Genomic DNA, 20,134 nt, shown 5'->3' with positions numbered 1-20,134 from the left:
GAATTTTCATGATGGCTTCGCTTCAACCAAGCGCTTGATGTTTTGTACGGTCCTGCCCGCGCCGTCTTTGATGGCAACCCGTACCAATCCTTCAAAAGGCCGCATAATCGCCAGAATTTCCAGCAGCTCAAAAGAAAATGTCAATTTAGTGGATTGCGCCGGACTGATTTCCTGTAATTCATAAGTGCAGCGGAAAGGGTCGGATACGCCAACCAATGTGATGCGCTGACCTGGCTCAAAGGCGGAAATTTTGAACTTCGATTCCGAACGCCGCCCCTGATCAACGCGCACCTGCCGCCCTTCCGTTCCAAGCTGGACAGGGCCGGGCGTGATTTGCTCCAGCTCTTTCACTTCCGGAGACCATTTCGGATAGTTATCGAATAGACCCACGCCAATATACTGGAAAAGCTCCGCGGCCGAGCAGGACACGATGGTGTGCGCCCGTCCGATGACCGGCTCGGTAGAGCCCAGATTGAGCATGGAACCTAAGTTGAACATAGCGTTGCGCCCTTGCCGTCGAGTTCAGCAGGTTAATCGATTGCCAACCGAGACGTTAAACCAATCAAGAGAGGATTACAAGTACTTTGGTTGCTTGCCGGGTGAGAGTGAAAAGATGAGAGCGGGTATGCAAATCAAGAACATGAAGGATATAATGAAGAAAGCCTCGGGAAACCCTGTAAAAGAACTTTTTTGAAAGCAAACCAACCATCCGAGATCAGCTATCTGCCACCTACTAGTTCAGTGTTGCTTTCATGACCTCTGAAAACACAGCAGTTGCTTTTCCTATTGTGGGCATTGGGGCTTCAGCCGGTGGTTTGGAAGCCTTGGAACAATTCTTCCGCTATGTTCCCGCCAGCAGTGGTATGGCTTTTGTGCTGGTGCAGCATCTTGATCCCAGCCATACCAGTCTGCTTACTGAAATTCTCCAGCGTGTTACGGCCATGCCGGTGACCGAAGCTTCAGATGAAATATTAGTTGAACCCAATCACGTTTATGTCATTCCGCCTAATCGCGATATGACGATCTTTCACAGAAAATTGCAATTGAGCTTGCCTGATGAGCCGCGTGGACAGCGTCTGCCCATCGATGCTTTTCTGCAATCCTTGGCTGAAGATCAGCGTGAAAATGCTATCGGGATCATTCTATCCGGCACCGGATCTGACGGCACGCGGGGGTTACGCGCCATTCTCGGTGCAGGCGGCGTGACGCTGGTGCAGGAACCAACTACCGCCAAATATAACGGTATGCCATCCAGCGCCATTCAGGCAGGTTGTGCCACGCATGTGCTACCGGTCGACAAAATGCCGGAAGCGCTGCAATTGGGTGTCCGTCCGTTGAATGAGCATGATCAAACGCTCCATGACCCTAAAAGGGCCAGTAGAATGAGTAGTATCTTGATGCAATTGCGCGCCAAAACCGGTCACGATTTCTCACTCTACAAAAAAAGCACCATCACCCGTAGAATTGAACGGCGCATGTTGCATCATGCGATTGCGGATACGGATGTGTATGCCCGGTTTCTCAAAGAAAATCCCGCGGAAGTAACCGCCTTATTCAAAGAACTGCTGATCAATGTCACCAGTTTTTTTCGCGATACGGATGCGTTTGGCGTGCTGCGGGAAGAGATTCTGCCGGCGTTATGCAAAGACAAATCGGAACAATCCACATTCCGCGCCTGGGTTGCAGGCTGCGCTACCGGCGAGGAAGCCTACTCTATCGCGATATTGCTGAAAGAATGGAAGGAGGAAAATCATCGTGAATTCAAAGTGCAAATCTACAGCACGGATCTGGATGATGAGGCTATCGCTATCGCTCGTGCCGGTATCTATCCATCCAATATCACTCAGGAGATTACCCCGGAACGATTGCGCCGCTTCTTTACCAAAGATGATACTGGCTATCGGATAAAGAAGGAAATCCGCGAAATGGTGGTATTCGCCATTCAGAATGTACTGAAAGATCCTCCTTTCACCAAACTCGATCTGCTCAGTTGCCGCAATCTGCTGATTTATCTCGGATCGGAATTACAGAACCAATTAATTCCAACCTTCCATTACGCGCTCAGGCCCGGCGGCGTTCTGTTTCTTTCACCCTCGGAAAGCATTGGCAATCATACCGAGCTGTTCTCTCCCATCAATCGCAAATGGAAATTCTACCGGGCTATCCATTCGATCGCTTCTTCTCGTGCCGTGATGACGAACGTTTTAACCTGGACTACAGGAGTGGCTGGAAAAGCACCTGAGGAAATCATGATGAAACCGAAGGAAACCAATTTTGCTGAACTCACCCGCCGCGTGCTGCTGCAATGTTTTTCACCGGCTTCGGTAGTGACCGACCTCAATGGTGATATCCTTTATGTACATGGCGAGACCGGCAAATATTTGCGTCCGGCGCCAGGGCAGGCCAGCCTGAATGTCATTGAGATGGCTCGTGAGGGATTGGAACTGGAGCTGCGTGCGGCCATTCGCGCAGCAGCCAATGAAGGCACGCCAACCCTGAACAAGGCCGTGCAGATCAAAACGAATGATGGTGTCACAACGGTTGAGCTGAGTGTCCGATCGCTTGCGAGCTATGATAGCCATCAGAGCCTTCTGTTGGTGAGCTTCCAAGAGACCGCTAGTCCAAAAAACGTGAAGCCGCGATCCAAACGGGGTGCTAAGCCGGCAGAGCTGGGGCGCATCGAAGAATTAGAGCGTGATCTTGCCTACCTGAAAGAAAACTACCAAGCCACCTTGGAGGAACAGCAGGCCTCTAACGAAGAACTCAAGTCGACCAATGAGGAAATGCAATCGACCAATGAGGAATTGCAGTCAACCAATGAAGAACTGGAAACTTCCAAAGAGGAGCTGCAATCGGTCAATGAAGAGCTGATCACTGTCAATTCTGAACTGCAAGCCAAAATTGAGCAGCTGGCTGGCATGCAGAATGACATGAAGAATTTGCTTGATAATACGCATATTGGCACGGTATTCCTTGACGAAAAGTTGATTATTCGACGATTTACGCGTGATGCGACCATGATTTACCGGCTGGTACCTACCGACGTGGGGCGGCCTTTGAGCGATATTAAATCCAATATCGCCGGTGAAGCACTGTTGACGCAAGCGCATACCGTGCTGGAAACGCTGATACCGTTCGAACAGGAGGTGCAAACCGATAACGGGATCTGGTATCTCGTGCGTATTCAACCCTATCGTACCTTGGATAATGTGATAGATGGCGTTGTGCTGACGTTCACCGATATCAGCAAGCGCGTCCAAGCAGAGACGGATATGCGATTGACGCGTGATCTGGCGGAGAGCGTCGTCGATACTATCGATAAGCCGCTATTAGTCATGGATGGGGGGTTAAAGGTTATTTCGGCCAATCGTGTTTTTTTTCAGTATTTCCAAGTAACCGCTGCTGATACAATTGAGCGGAAGATTTACGATTTGGGTAACGGTCAATGGAATATCCCAGCCTTGCGGGAACTGCTGGAGATTATTTTGCCGCGTGATCAGGCCTTTGAGGGATTTATAGTAGAACATGATTTTCCTGTGATCGGGCACCAAAAGATACGCTTGAATGCCCGCCGCATTGTCGGAAAATCCAGTGAATTATCGTTGATTCTATTGATGATTGAAAGTGCCGGCGATCAACCGCCTTTCAGTGAAATAAAGGAAACTAGCGCATGAAAAAAAAGTGGGATGGTATTGAACGGCGCGAACTGTTGAGAGCAGAGGCCGAGGCTATGGTGGAAAGTTTCTCGGGAAGTGCTAATGCAGCCAATCCTACCGAAATACTGGTGCACGAGCTTTTGGTGCATAAAGTTGAGCTGGAAACGCAAAATGAAGAGTTGCGAAGAGCGCATGCCGCAATGGAAGAAGCGCGCGATCGCTATGTGGATTTCTATGAGTTTGCTCCGATCAGCTACATCACTATCAACCGGAACGGCTTGATTAACACAATTAATCTGACGGGCGCTGTGTTGTTGGCTGCCGAGCGCGCAAAACTGATCAATCATCGTTTCTCGGCATTTGTCGCCGACAGCGATAGAGATCATTGGCATCGTCAGTTCATGAATATGATGGAGCATGAGTATTCTGAGCCACAAAAATTTCGTCTGGAGATGGTGCGTACCAATGGATCGAAGTTTGATGGCCATCTCGACTGCCTGCGCAAAGTGAAAGTAGATGAACCCCCGGTGCTGCGAGTTGCTCTGACCGATATCACGCAACAAAAAAAACCGGATTGAGCAGGTAATCGCTGTATTTCCAGCGCACTGTGTGCTTATCCAATCCCTGACGATGGATTGAATTGCCGTAGCTGCAAGACAGCTTGATTTCATCTGTAATCACAATGAATCGCTTCATTGAATATGCATGAAGCGCACGCCGCTTTGCCTCCTACTTGCTGTTATTGATAGTCCACCCTGAGTAGCGCATGGGTGTGGCACCCGCCTATCTTGCAATCAAATATACCGTATGTACGTCACCGCACATACGCTGTTCATGGGGGTTTATACAATGCACCCTTGGCCTAAGTAATTAACATCATTAGCTGTAGCGAGTGCTTGAATCCGCCTATGTTTTTGGGTGTGGATTCATTCCGGTGCGTCCGCATAGGCTGCTTAGCGCGATCAATTTTACGGGTCTCTATCATGCCTCAATTTCTCAACAAACCGATTCATATCTTAGGCATAGGCGGTATTGGCACAGCACTTGGATGGGCTCTGGCTCGTGACGGATATTCCGTGATCCTGATTGACAATCATCCCGGTAAAGTCGCAGAAGGTAGAAAGAAGGGTATATCGGTGGTTGGACTGAAAACCCGTTGGATACCCATCGTGGATTTTGCTGACTGGGTGCCGCCGGATGAAGGCTTTATTCTGCTGTGCACTAAAACGTATGATAATCCCGCGATACTTTCCCGTTTGCCGGACGATGCCTTCCTAGTGCCGATTCAGAATGGCTTTGATCCGGAATTGGAGCGGCGCGGACATGCGTGCGAAGGCATTGCTTCTTTTGTATCGGAATGCGAACGCGATCGCCCCATCACCCGAATCACGCGACCCGGAAAACTGCATATCGGAGCGCGCCGGTCGACCACTGCCGGTGAGCAGGTTGAAATAACGTCACTGGCAATGGCGCTGGGCAAAAACATATTATTTCCCGTCGAACTTGTTCCGGATATCCGGCCTTATAAAGCAACCAAGCTGATGTACAACGCTGCCATCTCGCCGCTGGCGGCGATGGCTGGCGTGGATAACGGGGAATTATTGACCGACGTGCTGGCAAAGAAGCTCTTCTTTGCCTTGCTGCTTGAAAATTACGCCATTCTGCAACAGGCAAAAATTCCTCTGGCGCGTATCGGACCGTTTCATCCCGATACGGTGTCAATGATCCTGCGCACGCCTTGGTTACCGGCACTCATGGCGATGTTTTTCCGTCCATCGTTACGCGGGACGTATTGCTCAATGGCTCCGGATATTCACGCCGAAAATGCGCGCACAGAAATCGACGCCTACACCGGTCATCTTATCCGGCTTGCCGGAGAGTTTCCTTGTGCTTTGAATCGCGCGACGTTTGCGCGCATGGAAAAGATAACCTCTGAAGGTCTGAAGCCTCAATATCAGCATTTGCGGGATTTGGCTGCGCAGTTGCCAGCGGGAGTTCTATCTTGATTTTGGTGACAGGCGGCGCTGGCTTCCTGGGTTCGCATCTGGTGACACAATTACTGGATGCGAATGAGTCCGTTCGCGTATTGGAGCGTCCGGGAGCCTCCGTCAGTCATCTGCCGCTGGATCGAATTGAGCTGGTCAGTGCTGACATTCGTGATGAGCCCTCCATCCGTAAGGCCACGCGTAATTGCGATTATGTTTATCATCTCGCTGCCGATCCTAATCTTTGGTGCCGTGACCGCAGGGAATTTGACAAGATAAACCATCTCGGCACTGTCCATGTCATGCGCGCCGCGCTTGACAGCGGGGCTAAACGAATCCTGTATACCAGTACGGAGAGCATCCTGTCGTCGCATAATGTGGAGGAGCGCTTCGTTGAGAAACTTCGCCTCAAGGCCAGTGATATGGTGGGACCTTATTGCCTTAGCAAGTTTCATGCGGAGAAAGAGGTTTTTCGTCTGGTCAGGGAAGAAGGCGCTCCCATTATCGTCGTCAGTCCTACGTTGCCCATAGGCCCGGGAGACCGCTTACAGACACCGCCCACTCGCTTATCGCTGGCTTTTTGCCGAGGTGAACTGCCGGGTTACTTGGAATGCAATTTCAATCTGATCGATGCGAGAGATGTGGCGACAGGCATGATCCTGGCCATGAAGAAAGGGAGACCAGGGATTCGCTATCTACTGGGCGCGGAAAATATCCGGCTTTCGGACTGGTTAAGTATTTTGAGCGAAGAAACGAAACAACCTCTGCCGCGCTGGAAAGTTCCTTATGCACTGGCCTTGCTGGTGGCGTGGTTCAGTGAAAAGTGGGCGGATCATGTCAGTGGAACAATTCCGATGGCCACCCTAACCGGGGTGCGCCTGACCCGCCGTCATATGTTTTTTGATTCTACCGCCAGCGCAAAGGAACTCGGATTGCATCCTCGTCCGATACGTGAGGCTGCGCGAGATGCCATCGCCTGGTATCGATTGCAGGGCTGGCTCTAATATTTGTATGCAATTTTGCCAATTAGATACATTAGAGCTCAGCAGCGCAGCGTAATGTCACTTGCCGGTACGCCGGATTGCCAGGGTGAGTGCAATGCATAATGGTCATTGGGACTGAAATTGCATTTAAAACAGTTGCGATGAATGGATGATCCTAAAACTTCCCGGGTAAAATGGGAAGTCAGGCTCTGGTATTGGCTTTGTTAAGAAATCTGCATAACCCGGGAGAAAGTCAAGGGGGGATCTGACATTGACCAAGGTTCATGTTGCAGATATTCATGCATCGCAAAGCCAACCCATAGCCTCACACGAAACGCTACCTGAATGCCTGCTTCAGGATGGAGGCGATCCTCTTCCCGTTAAAAAGAAAAAGATGGCCATAATAATGCCGACCACAAATGCAATCCAGGCTATTTGGGTTGCCGTACCCGCAATACCTGAAAAACCCAGAACACCTGCAATAATCGCAATGATGAGGAATGTAACTGCCCAGCTAATCATGTGTTTTCTCCTTATACTTTAATATTTAGTCCAATAAACTTCCGAATCAATTATCCGGAGGTTTATCTTCGTGAAGTTGTGCCCAAAACCGGCTCGGTTATTGGGAATCACCTCAAAATTAGTAATTTCCTTTTTTTTCTGTTCCCGCAGGGATTTTTTTGTCCACTTCGGCAGGTTTGCTGGTTTTACTGTCAGTTTTTTTATCGGAAGCACTTTTTCCGCTTTTGTCTTCATCGCTTTTCTTTTTAGAATCCGCGTTGGATTGTGATTGCTTGCCTGAATCCTGCTTGTCATCAATTTTATTCTGTGTCTGAGTGTATTCGGCAAGGGCGGCGGTACTGGTTAACAAAAAAGCGGCGCTGATAACCAAAGTGATTATTGAGGTTTTTTTAACTTGAATCATGATAAGACTCCTTGTGATTAAATCGGATGCTAAGCTCTGGCATTTCCCAAGATTGGACTTAGCATCACAATAATCCTCCTTATGCGCGTGCTGTTCTGTACGTGACCGCACATTGGGCGTAATTGAGTGAATATCGACGGTCGGTTGGGATAAATCGTATGAAGATATGTAATCTTCAATAGGAAAATAGGCTCATGCTGTAGCGCATGAAGAACTGCACAGCGCTTATGCAGTAATAAATAAATGGAGCGTACTGGCGATTTTAATGCGATTGCTCAGATGAGCTGCTTCACCATCAACCGAGACAGCATGATGAATACAATCAACTACATGGGCAATGAATCGTATCGATGGATCGCAGTGTGATGACCAGCCTGACTGTCTGCTGAGCGTTCCTCAATTTTCTAAGAAACAGAATGTCTGTTTGCTGCGCGAATTTCAAGGTGACGCGCCAAGGAAATACCAGCTAACGGTGCTCCCTGCCGTTTGGTTGCTGGCAATAGGCGCTCGAATTCCTTTTTAACCACTTGGTAACATTCGCAGACCCGCTCCTCCAGTCCTTGCCGGTCTAGCACGGTGATATGGCCTCGACTGTATTGAATCAATCCTGCCTGTTGCAATTTTCCAGCAGCTTCTGTGACGCCCTCGCGGCGCACGCCCAGCATATTGGCGATCAATTCCTGAGTCATGACCAGCTCATTGGTAGACAGACGATCCAGGCTGAGCAACAACCAGCGGCAAAGCTGTTGATCGACCGAATGATGGCGGTTGCAAACGGCCGTTTGTGCCATTTGAGTGATGATCGCCTGCGTATATTTCAGCATGATATGAAGCATCGCACCATGCCGGTCAAATTCCTGCATAAAATGATTGGGCCGTATCCGGTAGGAATACCCTGCACTTTGCACCACCGCACGATTAGGCATGGTTTTTCCGCCCATGAAGTGAGCGATGCCGATGGCCCCTTCAAAGCCGACCACAGCAATCTCTGCTGATGAGCCATTCTCCATCACATACAGCAGCGATATGATGCAGTCAATTGGGAAATAGACATAATGCAGTTTCTCGCCGGATTCATAAAGCACATTGCCCAATGGCATTTCAACTAATTCCAGATAAGGAGAAATACGCTCGTATTCCTCTGGTGTTAGTGAATTGAGGAGATGGTTATATTGGGGACTGCAATGGTTTCGAAGCATGATTCATCCTCCCATCAGGATCTGCACATATATTTAAGGTATCAATATGTTAGTGCTGATTGTGTATTGAAGAGTAATGCCGGCTGCTCAATTAAACTTGGTGTAATGAACTTCTATGATGAGCTTAGTTGGGTACTACCGGCATTAAAACATCAATATTTCCGGTTAACAATCACTAATGGGGTAAGAAAATTCCGATTTTTATGTAACCGATTATGATCATCCAAGTATCAGACCTAACTGATAAGCAAGGATCGGATAGCATATTTCTTGTATGAACAGGCAAATTCTCGTATTGAGCTAAGTGATCCTATCAGTAAGAATTGCTCAATCGTCTAGAGCTTGGCATTCCCTATTTCGCTGGCTATATCCGCCGGACGAATTACAACGTCTGCCGCTGGGTGAAGTCTTTCAGGCGGAATCCGAGCAGCCAGAGTGCGGCAAAATAGCTGCTTGCACCGGCTGCGACTACCCAGCTTAACCGCCCGGCACGTGTCAGTGTCGAGTCGGTCAGCCACGAGGCATCGCTTCCTGCTGCAAACCATAACACAACGCCCATTGCCGCCAATGCCAGCAAAATTTTTACACAGAAGATGAGCCAGCCGGGTTGCGGTTGGAAGATTTCCTGCTTGCGCAATTGGTAAAACAGCAATCCGGCATTGAGGCATGCGCCCAAGCCGATGGCCAGCGCCAGTCCGGCATGCTGGAGTGTGCCGATGAAGGCGAGGTTCATCAGTTGCGTTGCAGTTAACGTGATGATGGCGATTTTTACCGGAGTTTTGATGTTCTGGCGCGCGTAGAATGCCGGTGCGAGCACTTTCACCAGGATTAATCCGAGCAATCCTACGCTGTAGGCGATCAGGGCTTCGCGTGTCATCCAGACATCATGATCCGTGAATGCGCCATGATGAAAGAGTGTGGTGATTAGGGGGGTGGCCAGCAATGCAAACGCCAGCGCTGCCGGTAAGGTCAACAAGATGGTCATGCGTAATCCCCAATCCAGCAGACGGGAGTATTCTTCCCGGCTGTTGCTGGTGTAATGCCGTGCTAGCGATGGCAGCAGAATGGTGCCCAGCGCGACGCCGAGCAGGCCCGCGGGAAACTCCATGAGCCTGTCGGCATAATAAAGCCACGATACGCTGCCGGTTACCAGCAATGAAGCAAAAATGGTGTTGATCAGCAGACTGATTTGACTCACCGATACACCGAAAATAGCGGGTCCCATCAATTTGAGCACGCGCCAGGCGCCGGTGTCCGGATTTTTAAAACGGATCCGCGGCATTAATTTGAGCCGTAAGAGGAAAGGAATCTGAAAAGCCAGTTGCAATATGCCGCCGATAAAAACCGCCCAAGCCAGTGCCAGAATGGGCGGATCAATCAAAGGGGTAAGCCATAGCGCGCAAGCAATAAAGGATAGGTTTAATAATGCGGGGGTCAGCGCGGGGATGTTAAATTTCCCGAATGTGTTGAGTATGCTTCCCGCCAAAGCGACCAACGCAATAAACAATATGTAGGGGAATGTGATTTGCAGCAGCGTCACGGTCAAATTGAATTTGTCCTGATCGGCGGAGAATCCCGGTGCGCTGACATAAATAATCAGCGGCGCAGCGATAATACCGATAACAGTGACCACGAACAGCGTGATGCCCAGGATCATCGTGATGTGATCGATGAAATCGTGCGTTTCTTCAGCCGTGCGATTGTTTTTGTATTCGGCGAGAATGGGAACGAATGCTTGCGAAAAGGCTCCCTCTCCGAAAATCCGCCGCAGCAGGTTCGGAATGCGGAATGCGACAAAGAAAGCATCCGTTTCCATGCCCGCGCCAAAAATCCGCGCGATGATGATATCGCGCACAAAACCGAGAATGCGCGAGATGAAAGTCATGCTGCTGACCGCAGCGAGTGCTTTAAGAAGATTCAATGGTGTGCGATGTTTGAGCTATCAAGGCGGCGGTGAGAAGCCGGGCAAACCGGATTTTTCAATCCAGTCGCCCGGTTGGGAAATTTAGGCAATCGTTCTGCTGATTCAATCCTGTTGCTGTAAATGGGCAGGATGACAGTTTGATGGCCGCTTAGAACATGCAGCTTACTTTTTTGATCAAGCCTTCTTCTTCCCAATTCCACTGCAGGCAGTATTCCACTCCCCGTTTTGGGTTTTTGATATCCGCTTCAATGGTTTGTCCGATGATGACGGGTGGTAGCAGCGCTTCTTCTTTGCCGTCATGGATGCTGAAAAAACGGGCGGTCGAGATGGCGCGCCCTCCCGGTAATTCAACGACCATGCGTAATCGCTGCGTGTCATCGTCAACGACATGGGAGAGTATGCCTTCGTTCTGCGTGAACGCACCTTCGCATTGATACGTGAGGGTTAAGTCGGAACCGTTAATGACTTTCAATTCTGGCGGGAATTTTATACAGACTTGGTAGCTTCCGTTTTCATGCTTTTGCTCGGCTGGACTGTTGCCGTTAACCCGGAAATTACTGATGCTGCCGGCCGAGCGGATATTTTTAAACCAGTATTCTGAATTATCGGTATGACAAGCGGTGGTCATTTGTGTCTGTGTCAAGGTCGCTTTTTTTCCGCAAGTATCGTGCACGGTCAATACTTTTCTTAAATCCGCGATGGAAAATGCGAATTTGTTTTGCCGGATTTGCTCGTAAATTAGCAACGCGGCGCAGACTGCAACGATCAGTGCAATCACGATGAATTTCGTCAGCAGTGCAACCAATACACCAAAGACAAAGATCGCGGCATTGATGTAAAAAACAAGCTGGTTGGGTTTGTCAAACATTCGGAGCTCCTTAGTTAACTGGCATATTTTTATAATATTTTTCGAAGCGCTGAGTTTATCAGAGAGGCGCAGGCAACAAAAGTAAGATAGGTCAGGTTGAGCGTACAGAAACGGGCGACTTCGCGCCGGTTTGGCGTTATCATTGGCGTTTGCAGTTACGATCAATTTTTATGGAGAAAATAATCAATGTCGAAAAAATCGATGAAACCCGTTTCACTGGCAATAGGTACTGCATTAGTCACCAGTCTGGCGGCCAGCAATCTCTCGGCTGACACCGTTGCCAACCCATTTGCGATGAATGAGTTATCCGGCGGCTACATGCAACTGGCCGATGCCAGCGGCGCGAATAAACCGGCGCAAGACGGCGGCAAGGAAACCAAGCAGAATATGGAAGGTAAGTGTGGCGAGGGCAAGTGTGGCGCTAAAAAAGAAGAAATGAAACAGAACATGGAAGGTAAATGCGGCGGTAAGAAAGCCGAGCAAGAGGGTAAATGCGGTGAAGGTAAATGCGGTTCTAAGAAGTAATCCGCAACACCCATGAGCAGCCAGCATTATCCTGTTCATGGCGCCGGTTTGGGTCTGCGGCGCGCGATGCTCAGTTCGCTGGCAGATCAAACCGCCCAGCCGGTCGATTTCTGGGAAGTGGCTCCGGAAAATTGGATCAATGTCGGCGGGCGTTACGGCAAGACGTTTCGCGAGCTGACCGAAAGGTTTCCGTTTATTTGTCATGGACTATCGCTTTCAATCGGCGGACCGGCGCCACTGGACCAAGCTTTTCTGCAACGATTGAAACGTTTTCTGCGCGAACACCGCATCCGCTATTACAGTGAGCATCTGAGTTATTGCAGTGACGACGGACATTTATACGATCTGCTGCCGGTTCCGTTTACCGGCGAAGCCGTGCGCTATGTGGCGGATCGTATCCGGCGGGTACAGGATATTCTGGAACAACGCATCGCCATCGAGAACGTTTCGTACTATGCCGCGCCGGGAAAAGCGATGGAAGAGATTGATTTTCTCACTGCGGTATTGCAGGAAGCCGATTGCGATTTGCTGCTGGACGTGAATAATATTTATGTGAACAGTATCAACCATCGCTACGATGCCGAGACATTTCTACAACAACTGCCCGCAGCGCGCATTCGCTATGTGCACGTTGCCGGACACTACCGGGAAGCCGAAGATCTGATCGTGGATACGCATGGCGCGGATGTGATCGATCCGGTCTGGCAATTACTCGAAAAAACATATCAGCATTTTGGCGTTATTCCGACCTTGCTGGAGCGCGATTTCAATCTTCCGCCGCTAGTGGAGCTGCTGCAAGAAGTGGAAATCATTCACGCGCTGCAATCCAAATGGCAGGATCAAACCGGTGAGCACGCACAACACGGCTGATCGTCCCGGTTTTGTGCGGCAACAGTATGCTTTTGCGGCGCATATCCGCGATCCGCAGAGAAATCCTTGCCCGGAAGGGGTCGAAGACCGGCGCATGAAAATCTACCGCGAATTGTTTTATAACAACGTGGAGGATTTTATCGCCAACACGTTTCCGGTGTTGCGCCGGGTGTTGCCGGATGACCGCTGGCATGCCATGATCCGCGACTATTTCGCCCATCATCTCTCGCATACGCCGCTGTTCCCGGAAATGCCGCGCGAGTTCCTGAAATATTTGGAGCATGAACGCGAGCCGCAACCGGATGATCCGCCTTTTATGCTGGAGCTGGCGCATTATGAGTGGGTTGAATTAGCGCTTTCGCTGCTGGATGAAAAAATCAATGCGACGGAAATCGATGTGTACGGCGATCTGCTCGATGGTGTTCCGGTGATTTCGCCGTTAGCTTGGCCATTGAGCTATTGCTTTCCTGTTCATAAAATCAGTCCGGCTTTTCAACCCAAGGAAGCTGATGGCAAGCCAACCCATTTGATTGTCTATCGTGACACGGATTTTGACGTGCGTTTTATCGAAATCAATCCGGTAACTGCGCGGCTGCTGCAATTGCTTTCCGGCGATGATCCTGTGCCGGGACGGACGGCGCTGCAACAAGTTGCCGCAGAGCTGAATCATCCTCAACCCGATGCCGTGATTCAGGGAGGCATCGAAATATTGCAAAACTTAAGAAAATGCCATGTGATTCTAGGAACCTATTCCTAACTTGCTGATTGCGCTTCAACACTACAGGTTTAAAGTGATTTGCCGTTAGATTCCCCATTGATAACGAATCGAAAACGCATGCTATGCGGGGAATCACATGATAGGAATATCGAATAAGAAGCAGACGAATACAACCAACACTCCGGTTGTTTTCAATATGGCAAACTTTCTGGTTTCTTCCGTGCACGACATGAAAAACTCAGTCAGCATGCTCATTTGCGGTCTGGATAAGGTGCTGACATCGGTTGAGGCGACCGAACTTTCCACGCATGCCGAATTGGTGCAAATGAATCATGAAGCAAAACGCATCAATAACCGCCTGATTCAATTACTGACACTCTATAAGCTGGGTCAGAAAATATATCCCTTTGATCCGCAATCCGTTTGCCTGGATGACTTTTTGCGTACGACCGTAGCGCAATATGCGCAGTTGCTCAAATTTCGCCAGATTCACCTGGAGGTCCGGGTAGATTCCGGACTGTACTGGTATTTTGACGAAGATCTCATTAGCGGTGTCATCGGTAATGCTCTAAATAACGCCATGCGCCATACCCATGATCATATTCTGATCAGTGCCGAAGCAGGCGAGGGTGGATTAATGCTGCGGGTTGAAGATGATGGCGATGGCTATCCGCCTGAGTTATTGGAAGGAAATGGCAATGTCATGCAGAGCGTCGATTTCCATGGCGGTAGTACAGGTCTGGGGCTTTATTTTTCCGCCATGGTGGCACGAATGCATCGTAATCAAGGCGCGCAAGGCGATCTTTGCCTGGAAAACGGCGGTTCGCTGCAAGGCGCCTGCTTCGTACTCCATCTGCCGTAACAGCCATTCATTCTAATTTTTGAATCATGCATATTAATCCGCTAGACATCTCATCGCCTGTCACTGAATTAAATTTTTCCGGGAAAAATGTATTGATCGTCGATGATTACATGGAGATGCGCAGTATTTTGCGCGATATGCTCAGTAGTTGCGGCGCTGAAATGAAGAAGATACATATGGCAACCAATGGCAATGAAGCGATCGCCTGGTTGAAAAAGGTGCCATTTGACATTGTGCTCTGCGATCTTATTCTGGGTTCCGGAAAGAATGGCCAACAAGTGCTTGAAGAAGCAAAATATCAATCGCTGGTCGGGCCTTCTTGTCTTTGGCTCATGATCACTGCGGAAAAAACCATGGAAGCGGTTACAGGGACTGCGGAATATCAGCCGGATGCCTATTTGCTGAAACCGGTCACGGAAGCGAGCTTGCGTTCACGGTTAGCCAAAATTTGGACAAAAAAAGAGGCATTTGCGGAAATATACAAGGCCATAAAACAGCAAGATTATTCTAAAGCCATGTTTTTGTGCGATCAGCGCTTGGCTTCGGATAAGGCTCATGCAGCTGACTTGCTTCGCACCAAATGTGATTTGTTGCTGGTCAGCGGTGAGTATGATCGTGCCAAACAAGTACTGGAAGATATTCTCGCTGTACGCGATCTTCCCTGGGCCAAAGCGGCATTGGCCAAAATATTGCTAAAGAAAAATGATTTGGATGCGGCCAAGCATTTGCTGGAAGAAACCACGGAAGCCAATCCGGCTTATCTTGAGGCGCAAGATCTGCTGGCGCATACCTTGCAAGCGATGGGTGATCTGGAAGAAGCCGGGAATGTGCTTGAACGTACAGTGAAGCTATCGCCGAATTCAGTTACACGGCAGAGAAACCTCGGTCAGGTTGCGATGAAACTCGGTAAACTGGAAGACGCCGAACGTGCATTTCGCAAGAGTGTGTCGCTCGGAGAAAATTCCGTGTTGCGCACAGCGGATGCCTATTTGGGTCTTGCCAAGGCATGCAGTGCCAATAAAAACCCCGAACAAGCATTGAAAGTGCTGGGGCAGCTCAATAAGAATTTTGCGGCAGGCGAGGTGCGCACGAAAGCATTGGCGGTTGAAGGGCTGATTCATCATCAAAGTGGAAATACCGAAAAGGCGAAACAGATCGCCGAGGAGCTGGGTCAGTCGATCAGCAATGACAGCATACATCCGGATTCTGACGGAGCTTTGGAAATTGCCCGTTTGCTCTTGACGACCGGCGATAAAGAGAAAGCTATTCAGTTACTGCAAAGTGAAATCAAGAATAATCCTGAAAGCGCTACTCTACTGCGCGATGTGGCAGAAATATTTGACCGGGCCGGTATGGGCGAAGAAGGCAGCCGGTTGATTGAAACTTCGCGCCAAGAAGCCATGCTGATTATGAATCGTGGGGTATTGCTGATCAGTAAAGGGCAGTATGAAGAAGCTGTGAGCGCGATGCGCGATGCCTATAGCGCGATGCCCGGAAACATACGCGTGCTGCTCAATCTGGCGTATGTGATCATTACCTATATGCAGAAAAAAGGCCCGGCCCCGGAATTGGTTGAAGAAGCACGGCATAGTCTCCAAGCGGCCAATGAATTGTCGCCTGGAGAACCTCGTTTTGTTCGTTTGTCGGCTGCACTCAACGAGCTCACAACTTTGAGATGATTCGCGCGGATGGTTTCGCGCCAGCTTTAATCCCCTCCTGTTATTGAATCTTGACGAAACTACCGCTTTGTTTCACCCAGACTTCTCCTGTAAATGCGTCGCTGATGGTAGTGGCGTCGGTAGCAAAGCAATCACTGACAGTTTGGCTGGTATAGGTTCCTTTTGTGTAATATTTCACTGGCGGAGAAACTACGATGCCTGTGATTGGCAGACCTGCCAGGGTTTCGCTGATGGGCGCTGTAATATCGAGACACAGATCGGAGTTCACAACCAAATTGGTAGTTGCAGCCGGTGCATTTATCGTGCAGTGTTTAACATTGGCCGCGGCATCTACAATGGCTTGAAACGGATTGGGTAATCCCGGAATACTGGTCGACAAACCTTCAATGCGGGATTCGGTTATGGTATTGCTGCCGAGCATGGAAACACCGCTCGCCGCTGTTTGCTGAGGTACTTGGCAGAGATTGGTTTTAGAGATGTCCGGGGCGGTGACGCATTGACCGTTGGTTGTCACTGTTACGACATTGCCGCTTTGACTGTACGATACGCCGGAAAGCGCATCAGTCGTATCACAACCCGCGATGCCGCCGTTACCGCCGGAACTGTCAACCTGGGTGATCAGGTTAGCGAGTGTATCGATCACTGCCGGAGTGTTTCCCCAAGGTCCGCCAAGCACATAAACAGCATTGTCACTTTTATTGACACCCGCATACACGCCAGTCTCCGGATAATAGCGGAATAACCAAGGTTCGATATTTTGTGTGGCTTGAGGGCTGGGGAAGAATTGCGGGAAGGTTTTTTCAGCCCAATTGAGCAATTTTTCCGTGTCGCTGGATAAGGTAGCGAAAGCAAGCTGAATGTGAGCGATCATGACAAATGTGCAAGCCGATAGAATGAGCCGTTTCATAGTTAAATCTCCGGTAAATTGGATGGTATGGATAAGTATCCGCGATGGACTTTCTTCTTGATCATCAATGGAAAGGATAAGAAATATTGTACATTTCAAGTATTCGATCTAAAGAAGGATTTGACCGGGAAAAAGCGAGCATTTCTGAGCATGGCAAGTAAGATAGTGCCGATAGCGCTTACTGGTGCACTTTGGTTGCCAGCTGAAGCAGTTTTGAGCTGATATCCAGTCCCGATTGGCGGACAATTCCTAAATTAATCTCGAATATGATTTTTTCATTAACCAGATTCATATTGATCATTATCCCGTGGGATATGGCATTGGGGCTATCGGCCAGGGTTAGGATAGGTCGCGCCGGTAAGTCGCTCAAAAAGCTCGACAGGCTGCCGCTCACCGATTTGGAGAAGAAAATTACCTGACAATCCGTTAATTTCTCGGGATTGCCGATACGTGCGATGTTGATATGACGCTTATCGACAGACTTGTTTTGTAGTTTATCGATTTCACTGCCAAAGAAATCTTCCCCGTATACACACAGATTGATCGTGGGACCGGTGGTATCGGGCCATTGCGTGAATGCGATAAAGTTGTAAATGAAAGCAGCCTTGACTTGGTATTCCAAAACGCCGCCCGCGTAGACCGGCAAGTGCGCGGCAGGCAAGCCATAGCCGATAAATAAAGCGAACAGGCAGGCCCGGATGCCGCGCTTCAAGCGGCTATCCGGCAGCCGCAATAGTCGATGCAAAAAGTGCATGCTCACGTTCTCATTAAAAGCGCCACTGCACGCCTGCATAAACACCCCGTGGAATGAACACGGGAACAATGGGAATGAACTCGGATACCGATTCTCTATGGTTTTGACTGAATAAATTTTGTCCCACGACGAATAGCTCGGTATTTTTTGCCGGTTTGTATACCAGCTTGGCATCCATCGTGACGTAGCCCGGGATATGATAAAACCCGATATTGCTGATATAGCGCAGCCAAAGGTTGAATTGCAGCCGTTCGGACAAGTCGTGGTTGGAACGAACCGATAATTGATGTTGCGGCGTTACTTTCTCTGCCCCTCCACCGGAAGGATCGGATTTCGAGAGGAAATTTTTCGAGGAGAAGTCGATATGGAGAAAACTATAGCTGCTTTGCAAGCGCCAGTTATCTTTGGGTTTCCAATCCAGCGAGGTCTCAAAACCATAGGTGAGCGCGGATCCTTGATTGCTGATTGTGAAAGGCAGAATAAGCTGTCTCGGAGATCCGCTGCTCAGCGATAAAGCGCCCAAAGCTGAATCCCGCATTTGACTGTAATCGTTGATAAAGCCTGTCATGTCGATGGAAGCCTGGGGTGAAAACTGATAACGGTATCCCAGTTCGTACGCGATCAGTTTCTCGGAATTGAAGCCACTGCTACCGTTTAATAATGCGGTGATAGGAAGCGGCAAAAGAGGCGATCCGATAGAGTTCTGTAATTGCGGTGTGATATTGATGATGGCGTCATTTTCAGCGCGGGAAGGCGTCCTGACCGCGCGCGATACCGCCAGCCAGATCGAGTTCTCCGTGTTGGGCGTCCACATCAGGCGCGCGTTGGGCTGTATCTCCATACCGGTAAAATCGTTATGCTCAAACCGGCTGCCGACAGTAAACAACAAGCGATCCGGTATCAGCGTGATGTCATCGCGGATAAATGTGCCAATTAAATGATTCGTTTGTTCGCGTGGAGTAAGCGTGAGTAGATTGGTATCGGGAACTTTGTTGTGATACAGCCGGTAATTAGCGCCCCATGTCAGATTATGCCGCTCGAACAAAGGGAACCGGTATTGCATGTCCACATCGAAGCTTTCGGCATCGAATTTCCCGATCGGCAATAATTGCGACCGGCTGCGGTCGTAGTAGGCTTGCAACATAAAAGCGGATTGCTCGGAGAATGTCCGGTCCCAGCGAAAGCGGATATTGCCGCCTTCGTTATGTCCGCGCATATCACCGGAGCGGTTGGCCGATAGGTTGGAAGCGCTTTTATCTAGCGTGCCGCCATCAAAATTGGAAAAGAAATCGCTTTGCAAGGTAAATTGATCAATGCCACGGTTATGGTCGAGGCGGAATCCACCCCTAGCCGAATGCCATCGATCGTTGGCGCTTTCCCCGGAAAGCGATTGGGTCTGGCCTCGGCTGAATCCTTTGGCATAGACACGGAAAGGGGTGTCTTCATTGATCATGCCGCCATAGCGGGCGCCTGCGAAACCGTTTTCGAAACTTCCTCCACCGGCGGTAAAGAGCGCGCCCTGGGTATCGGCGGCTTTCTTGGTGATAATATTGATGACGCCGTTGACTGCATTGGATCCCCACGATGTGGCGGCAGGCCCGCGGATCACCTCGATGCGTTCGATATCCTCCATCAGCGTATCTTGCTGTTCCCATAATACGCCGGAGAAAATCGGTGAATAGACGCTGCGGCCGTCCATCAGCACTTGCAGCTTGTTGGCATAAAGACCGTTAAAACCGCGTACGCTGATGGCCCATTTATCGGTGCCGACGCGCTCGACTTGCACGCCGGGCGCCATGCGCAGCGCATCGGGAATACTGGTTGCACCAGATCGGCGGATGTCGTCCTGGGTAATGACAAAAACTGCGGATGCCACTTGGGTAAGCCGTTGCGGATTTCTCGAGACCGTGGTTACCTTGACGTTCATCAATTCTTCAATGCTTAGATTCAGAAACTGATTGTTGACCGGTTTGTTCTCTGCCATCGCCGGATTCGCAAGGTATCCAAGCAGAAACAAGCTTGCAAGCCGCAGCATCAGGGTTTTTCCATGCTGCTTTTTGGGTTGCCGGTGAATGGAATGCAATTGCGTAAATGGACAAAATATCTTCATAGGTATGTTTTCATTTACAACGGTCTCTTTGCGCTGATGTGGATACTGCAAACCGATTTCCAGGGTTGAGCTGAACAAGTTTCAGCACACTCCCGAGCGGTGCTGGTTAGATCGGATGTGGCAGCGCAATTGCTTGAAATGACTGCGACGGCTTCACCGGCTAATTTTT

18 protein-coding genes are annotated in these 20,134 nt (G+C 49.6%); 9 read left to right on the top strand and 9 right to left on the bottom strand.

The genetic code is table 11. The features are described from left to right. Nucleotides 1-6: 6 nt before the first annotated feature. Nucleotides 7-498 carry an SRPBCC family protein gene (locus R2103_RS12675; RefSeq protein ID WP_132424108.1) on the bottom strand — a complete coding sequence of 164 codons (492 nt, stop codon included), beginning with the start codon at nucleotides 496-498 and terminating at the stop codon, nucleotides 7-9. A gap of 254 nt (nucleotides 499-752) precedes the next feature. On the opposite strand from R2103_RS12675, the gene R2103_RS12670 reads away from it, so the two are divergent. The 4 genes from R2103_RS12670 (at nucleotide 753) to R2103_RS12655 (ending at nucleotide 6,645) form a co-directional block, all read left to right on the top strand. Next, complete coding sequence (locus R2103_RS12670) at nucleotides 753-3,674, top strand: chemotaxis protein CheB (RefSeq protein ID WP_317531747.1); 2,922 nt, start codon at nucleotides 753-755, stop codon at nucleotides 3,672-3,674. Continuing rightward, nucleotides 3,671-4,234, top strand: coding sequence for a PAS domain-containing protein (locus R2103_RS12665; RefSeq protein ID WP_317531746.1), 564 nt, complete (start codon nucleotides 3,671-3,673; stop codon nucleotides 4,232-4,234). The genes R2103_RS12670 and R2103_RS12665 overlap by 4 nt, the downstream gene beginning before the upstream one ends. A gap of 405 nt (nucleotides 4,235-4,639) precedes the next feature. Then, on the top strand, nucleotides 4,640-5,662 hold the full coding sequence (locus tag R2103_RS12660; RefSeq protein WP_317531745.1) for a ketopantoate reductase family protein: 1,023 nt from the start codon (nucleotides 4,640-4,642) through the stop codon (nucleotides 5,660-5,662). A 5-nt stretch (nucleotides 5,663-5,667) separates the two neighbouring features. Next, nucleotides 5,668-6,645, top strand: coding sequence for an NAD-dependent epimerase/dehydratase family protein (locus R2103_RS12655; protein WP_317532097.1), 978 nt, complete (start codon nucleotides 5,668-5,670; stop codon nucleotides 6,643-6,645). Nucleotides 6,646-6,978: 333 nt separating this feature from the next. Here the strand turns inward: R2103_RS12655 and R2103_RS12650 are convergent, their stop codons facing one another. From R2103_RS12650 to R2103_RS12630, 5 genes are all read right to left on the bottom strand, one after another. Beyond that, nucleotides 6,979-7,146, bottom strand: a complete 168-nt coding sequence (locus R2103_RS12650; protein ID WP_132424123.1) for a DUF1328 domain-containing protein — start codon at nucleotides 7,144-7,146, stop codon at nucleotides 6,979-6,981. 118 nt (nucleotides 7,147-7,264) lie between these two features. After that, nucleotides 7,265-7,549 (bottom strand): hypothetical protein, encoded by a 285-nt coding sequence (locus R2103_RS12645; protein WP_317531744.1) that lies wholly within the window; start codon nucleotides 7,547-7,549, stop codon nucleotides 7,265-7,267. A gap of 404 nt (nucleotides 7,550-7,953) precedes the next feature. Beyond that, nucleotides 7,954-8,748, bottom strand: coding sequence for a Crp/Fnr family transcriptional regulator (locus R2103_RS12640; RefSeq protein ID WP_317531743.1), 795 nt, complete (start codon nucleotides 8,746-8,748; stop codon nucleotides 7,954-7,956). Nucleotides 8,749-9,130: 382 nt separating this feature from the next. Continuing rightward, nucleotides 9,131-10,669 (bottom strand): murein biosynthesis integral membrane protein MurJ, encoded by a 1,539-nt coding sequence (gene murJ / locus R2103_RS12635; RefSeq protein ID WP_317531742.1) that lies wholly within the window; start codon nucleotides 10,667-10,669, stop codon nucleotides 9,131-9,133. Nucleotides 10,670-10,820: 151 nt separating this feature from the next. After that, entirely contained in the window at nucleotides 10,821-11,540 is a 720-nt protein-coding gene (locus tag R2103_RS12630; RefSeq protein ID WP_317531741.1) for a hypothetical protein, read from the bottom strand. 186 nt (nucleotides 11,541-11,726) lie between these two features. On the opposite strand from R2103_RS12630, the gene R2103_RS12625 reads away from it, so the two are divergent. The 5 genes from R2103_RS12625 to R2103_RS12605 all read left to right on the top strand — a co-directional run bounded on the left by R2103_RS12625 (nucleotide 11,727) and on the right by R2103_RS12605 (nucleotide 16,194). Further along, nucleotides 11,727-12,065 carry a hypothetical protein gene (locus R2103_RS12625; protein ID WP_132424138.1) on the top strand — a complete coding sequence of 113 codons (339 nt, stop codon included), beginning with the start codon at nucleotides 11,727-11,729 and terminating at the stop codon, nucleotides 12,063-12,065. Between the two features lie 12 nt (nucleotides 12,066-12,077). Next, nucleotides 12,078-12,935: a DUF692 domain-containing protein gene (locus R2103_RS12620; protein WP_317531740.1), complete on the top strand. Its 858-nt coding sequence runs from the start codon at nucleotides 12,078-12,080 to the stop codon at nucleotides 12,933-12,935. Further along, a complete protein-coding gene (locus R2103_RS12615; protein WP_317531739.1) occupies nucleotides 12,913-13,692 on the top strand; it encodes a DUF2063 domain-containing protein in 780 nt (259 codons plus the stop codon). The genes R2103_RS12620 and R2103_RS12615 overlap by 23 nt, the downstream gene beginning before the upstream one ends. Before the next feature lie 97 nt (nucleotides 13,693-13,789). Continuing rightward, complete coding sequence (locus R2103_RS12610; protein ID WP_317531738.1) at nucleotides 13,790-14,515, top strand: HAMP domain-containing sensor histidine kinase; 726 nt, start codon at nucleotides 13,790-13,792, stop codon at nucleotides 14,513-14,515. Between the two features lie 26 nt (nucleotides 14,516-14,541). Continuing rightward, on the top strand, nucleotides 14,542-16,194 hold the full coding sequence (locus tag R2103_RS12605; protein WP_317531737.1) for a tetratricopeptide repeat protein: 1,653 nt from the start codon (nucleotides 14,542-14,544) through the stop codon (nucleotides 16,192-16,194). 40 nt (nucleotides 16,195-16,234) lie between these two features. On the opposite strand, the gene R2103_RS12600 is transcribed toward R2103_RS12605, so the two are convergent. The 3 genes from R2103_RS12600 to R2103_RS12590 all read right to left on the bottom strand — a co-directional run bounded on the left by R2103_RS12600 (nucleotide 16,235) and on the right by R2103_RS12590 (nucleotide 19,965). Continuing rightward, nucleotides 16,235-17,101: a hypothetical protein gene (locus R2103_RS12600; RefSeq protein ID WP_317531736.1), complete on the bottom strand. Its 867-nt coding sequence runs from the start codon at nucleotides 17,099-17,101 to the stop codon at nucleotides 16,235-16,237. Between the two features lie 178 nt (nucleotides 17,102-17,279). Beyond that, complete coding sequence (locus tag R2103_RS12595) at nucleotides 17,280-17,855, bottom strand: YfiR family protein (RefSeq protein WP_317531735.1); 576 nt, start codon at nucleotides 17,853-17,855, stop codon at nucleotides 17,280-17,282. Nucleotides 17,856-17,868: 13 nt separating this feature from the next. After that, nucleotides 17,869-19,965 carry a TonB-dependent receptor plug domain-containing protein gene (locus R2103_RS12590; protein ID WP_317531734.1) on the bottom strand — a complete coding sequence of 699 codons (2,097 nt, stop codon included), beginning with the start codon at nucleotides 19,963-19,965 and terminating at the stop codon, nucleotides 17,869-17,871. Nucleotides 19,966-20,134: the final 169 nt, after the last annotated feature.

Source organism: Nitrosomonas sp. Is24, from assembly GCF_033063335.1.
Taxonomy (GTDB): domain Bacteria; phylum Pseudomonadota; class Gammaproteobacteria; order Burkholderiales; family Nitrosomonadaceae; genus Nitrosomonas.
This window is presented reverse-complemented; position numbering and strand designations above follow the sequence as displayed.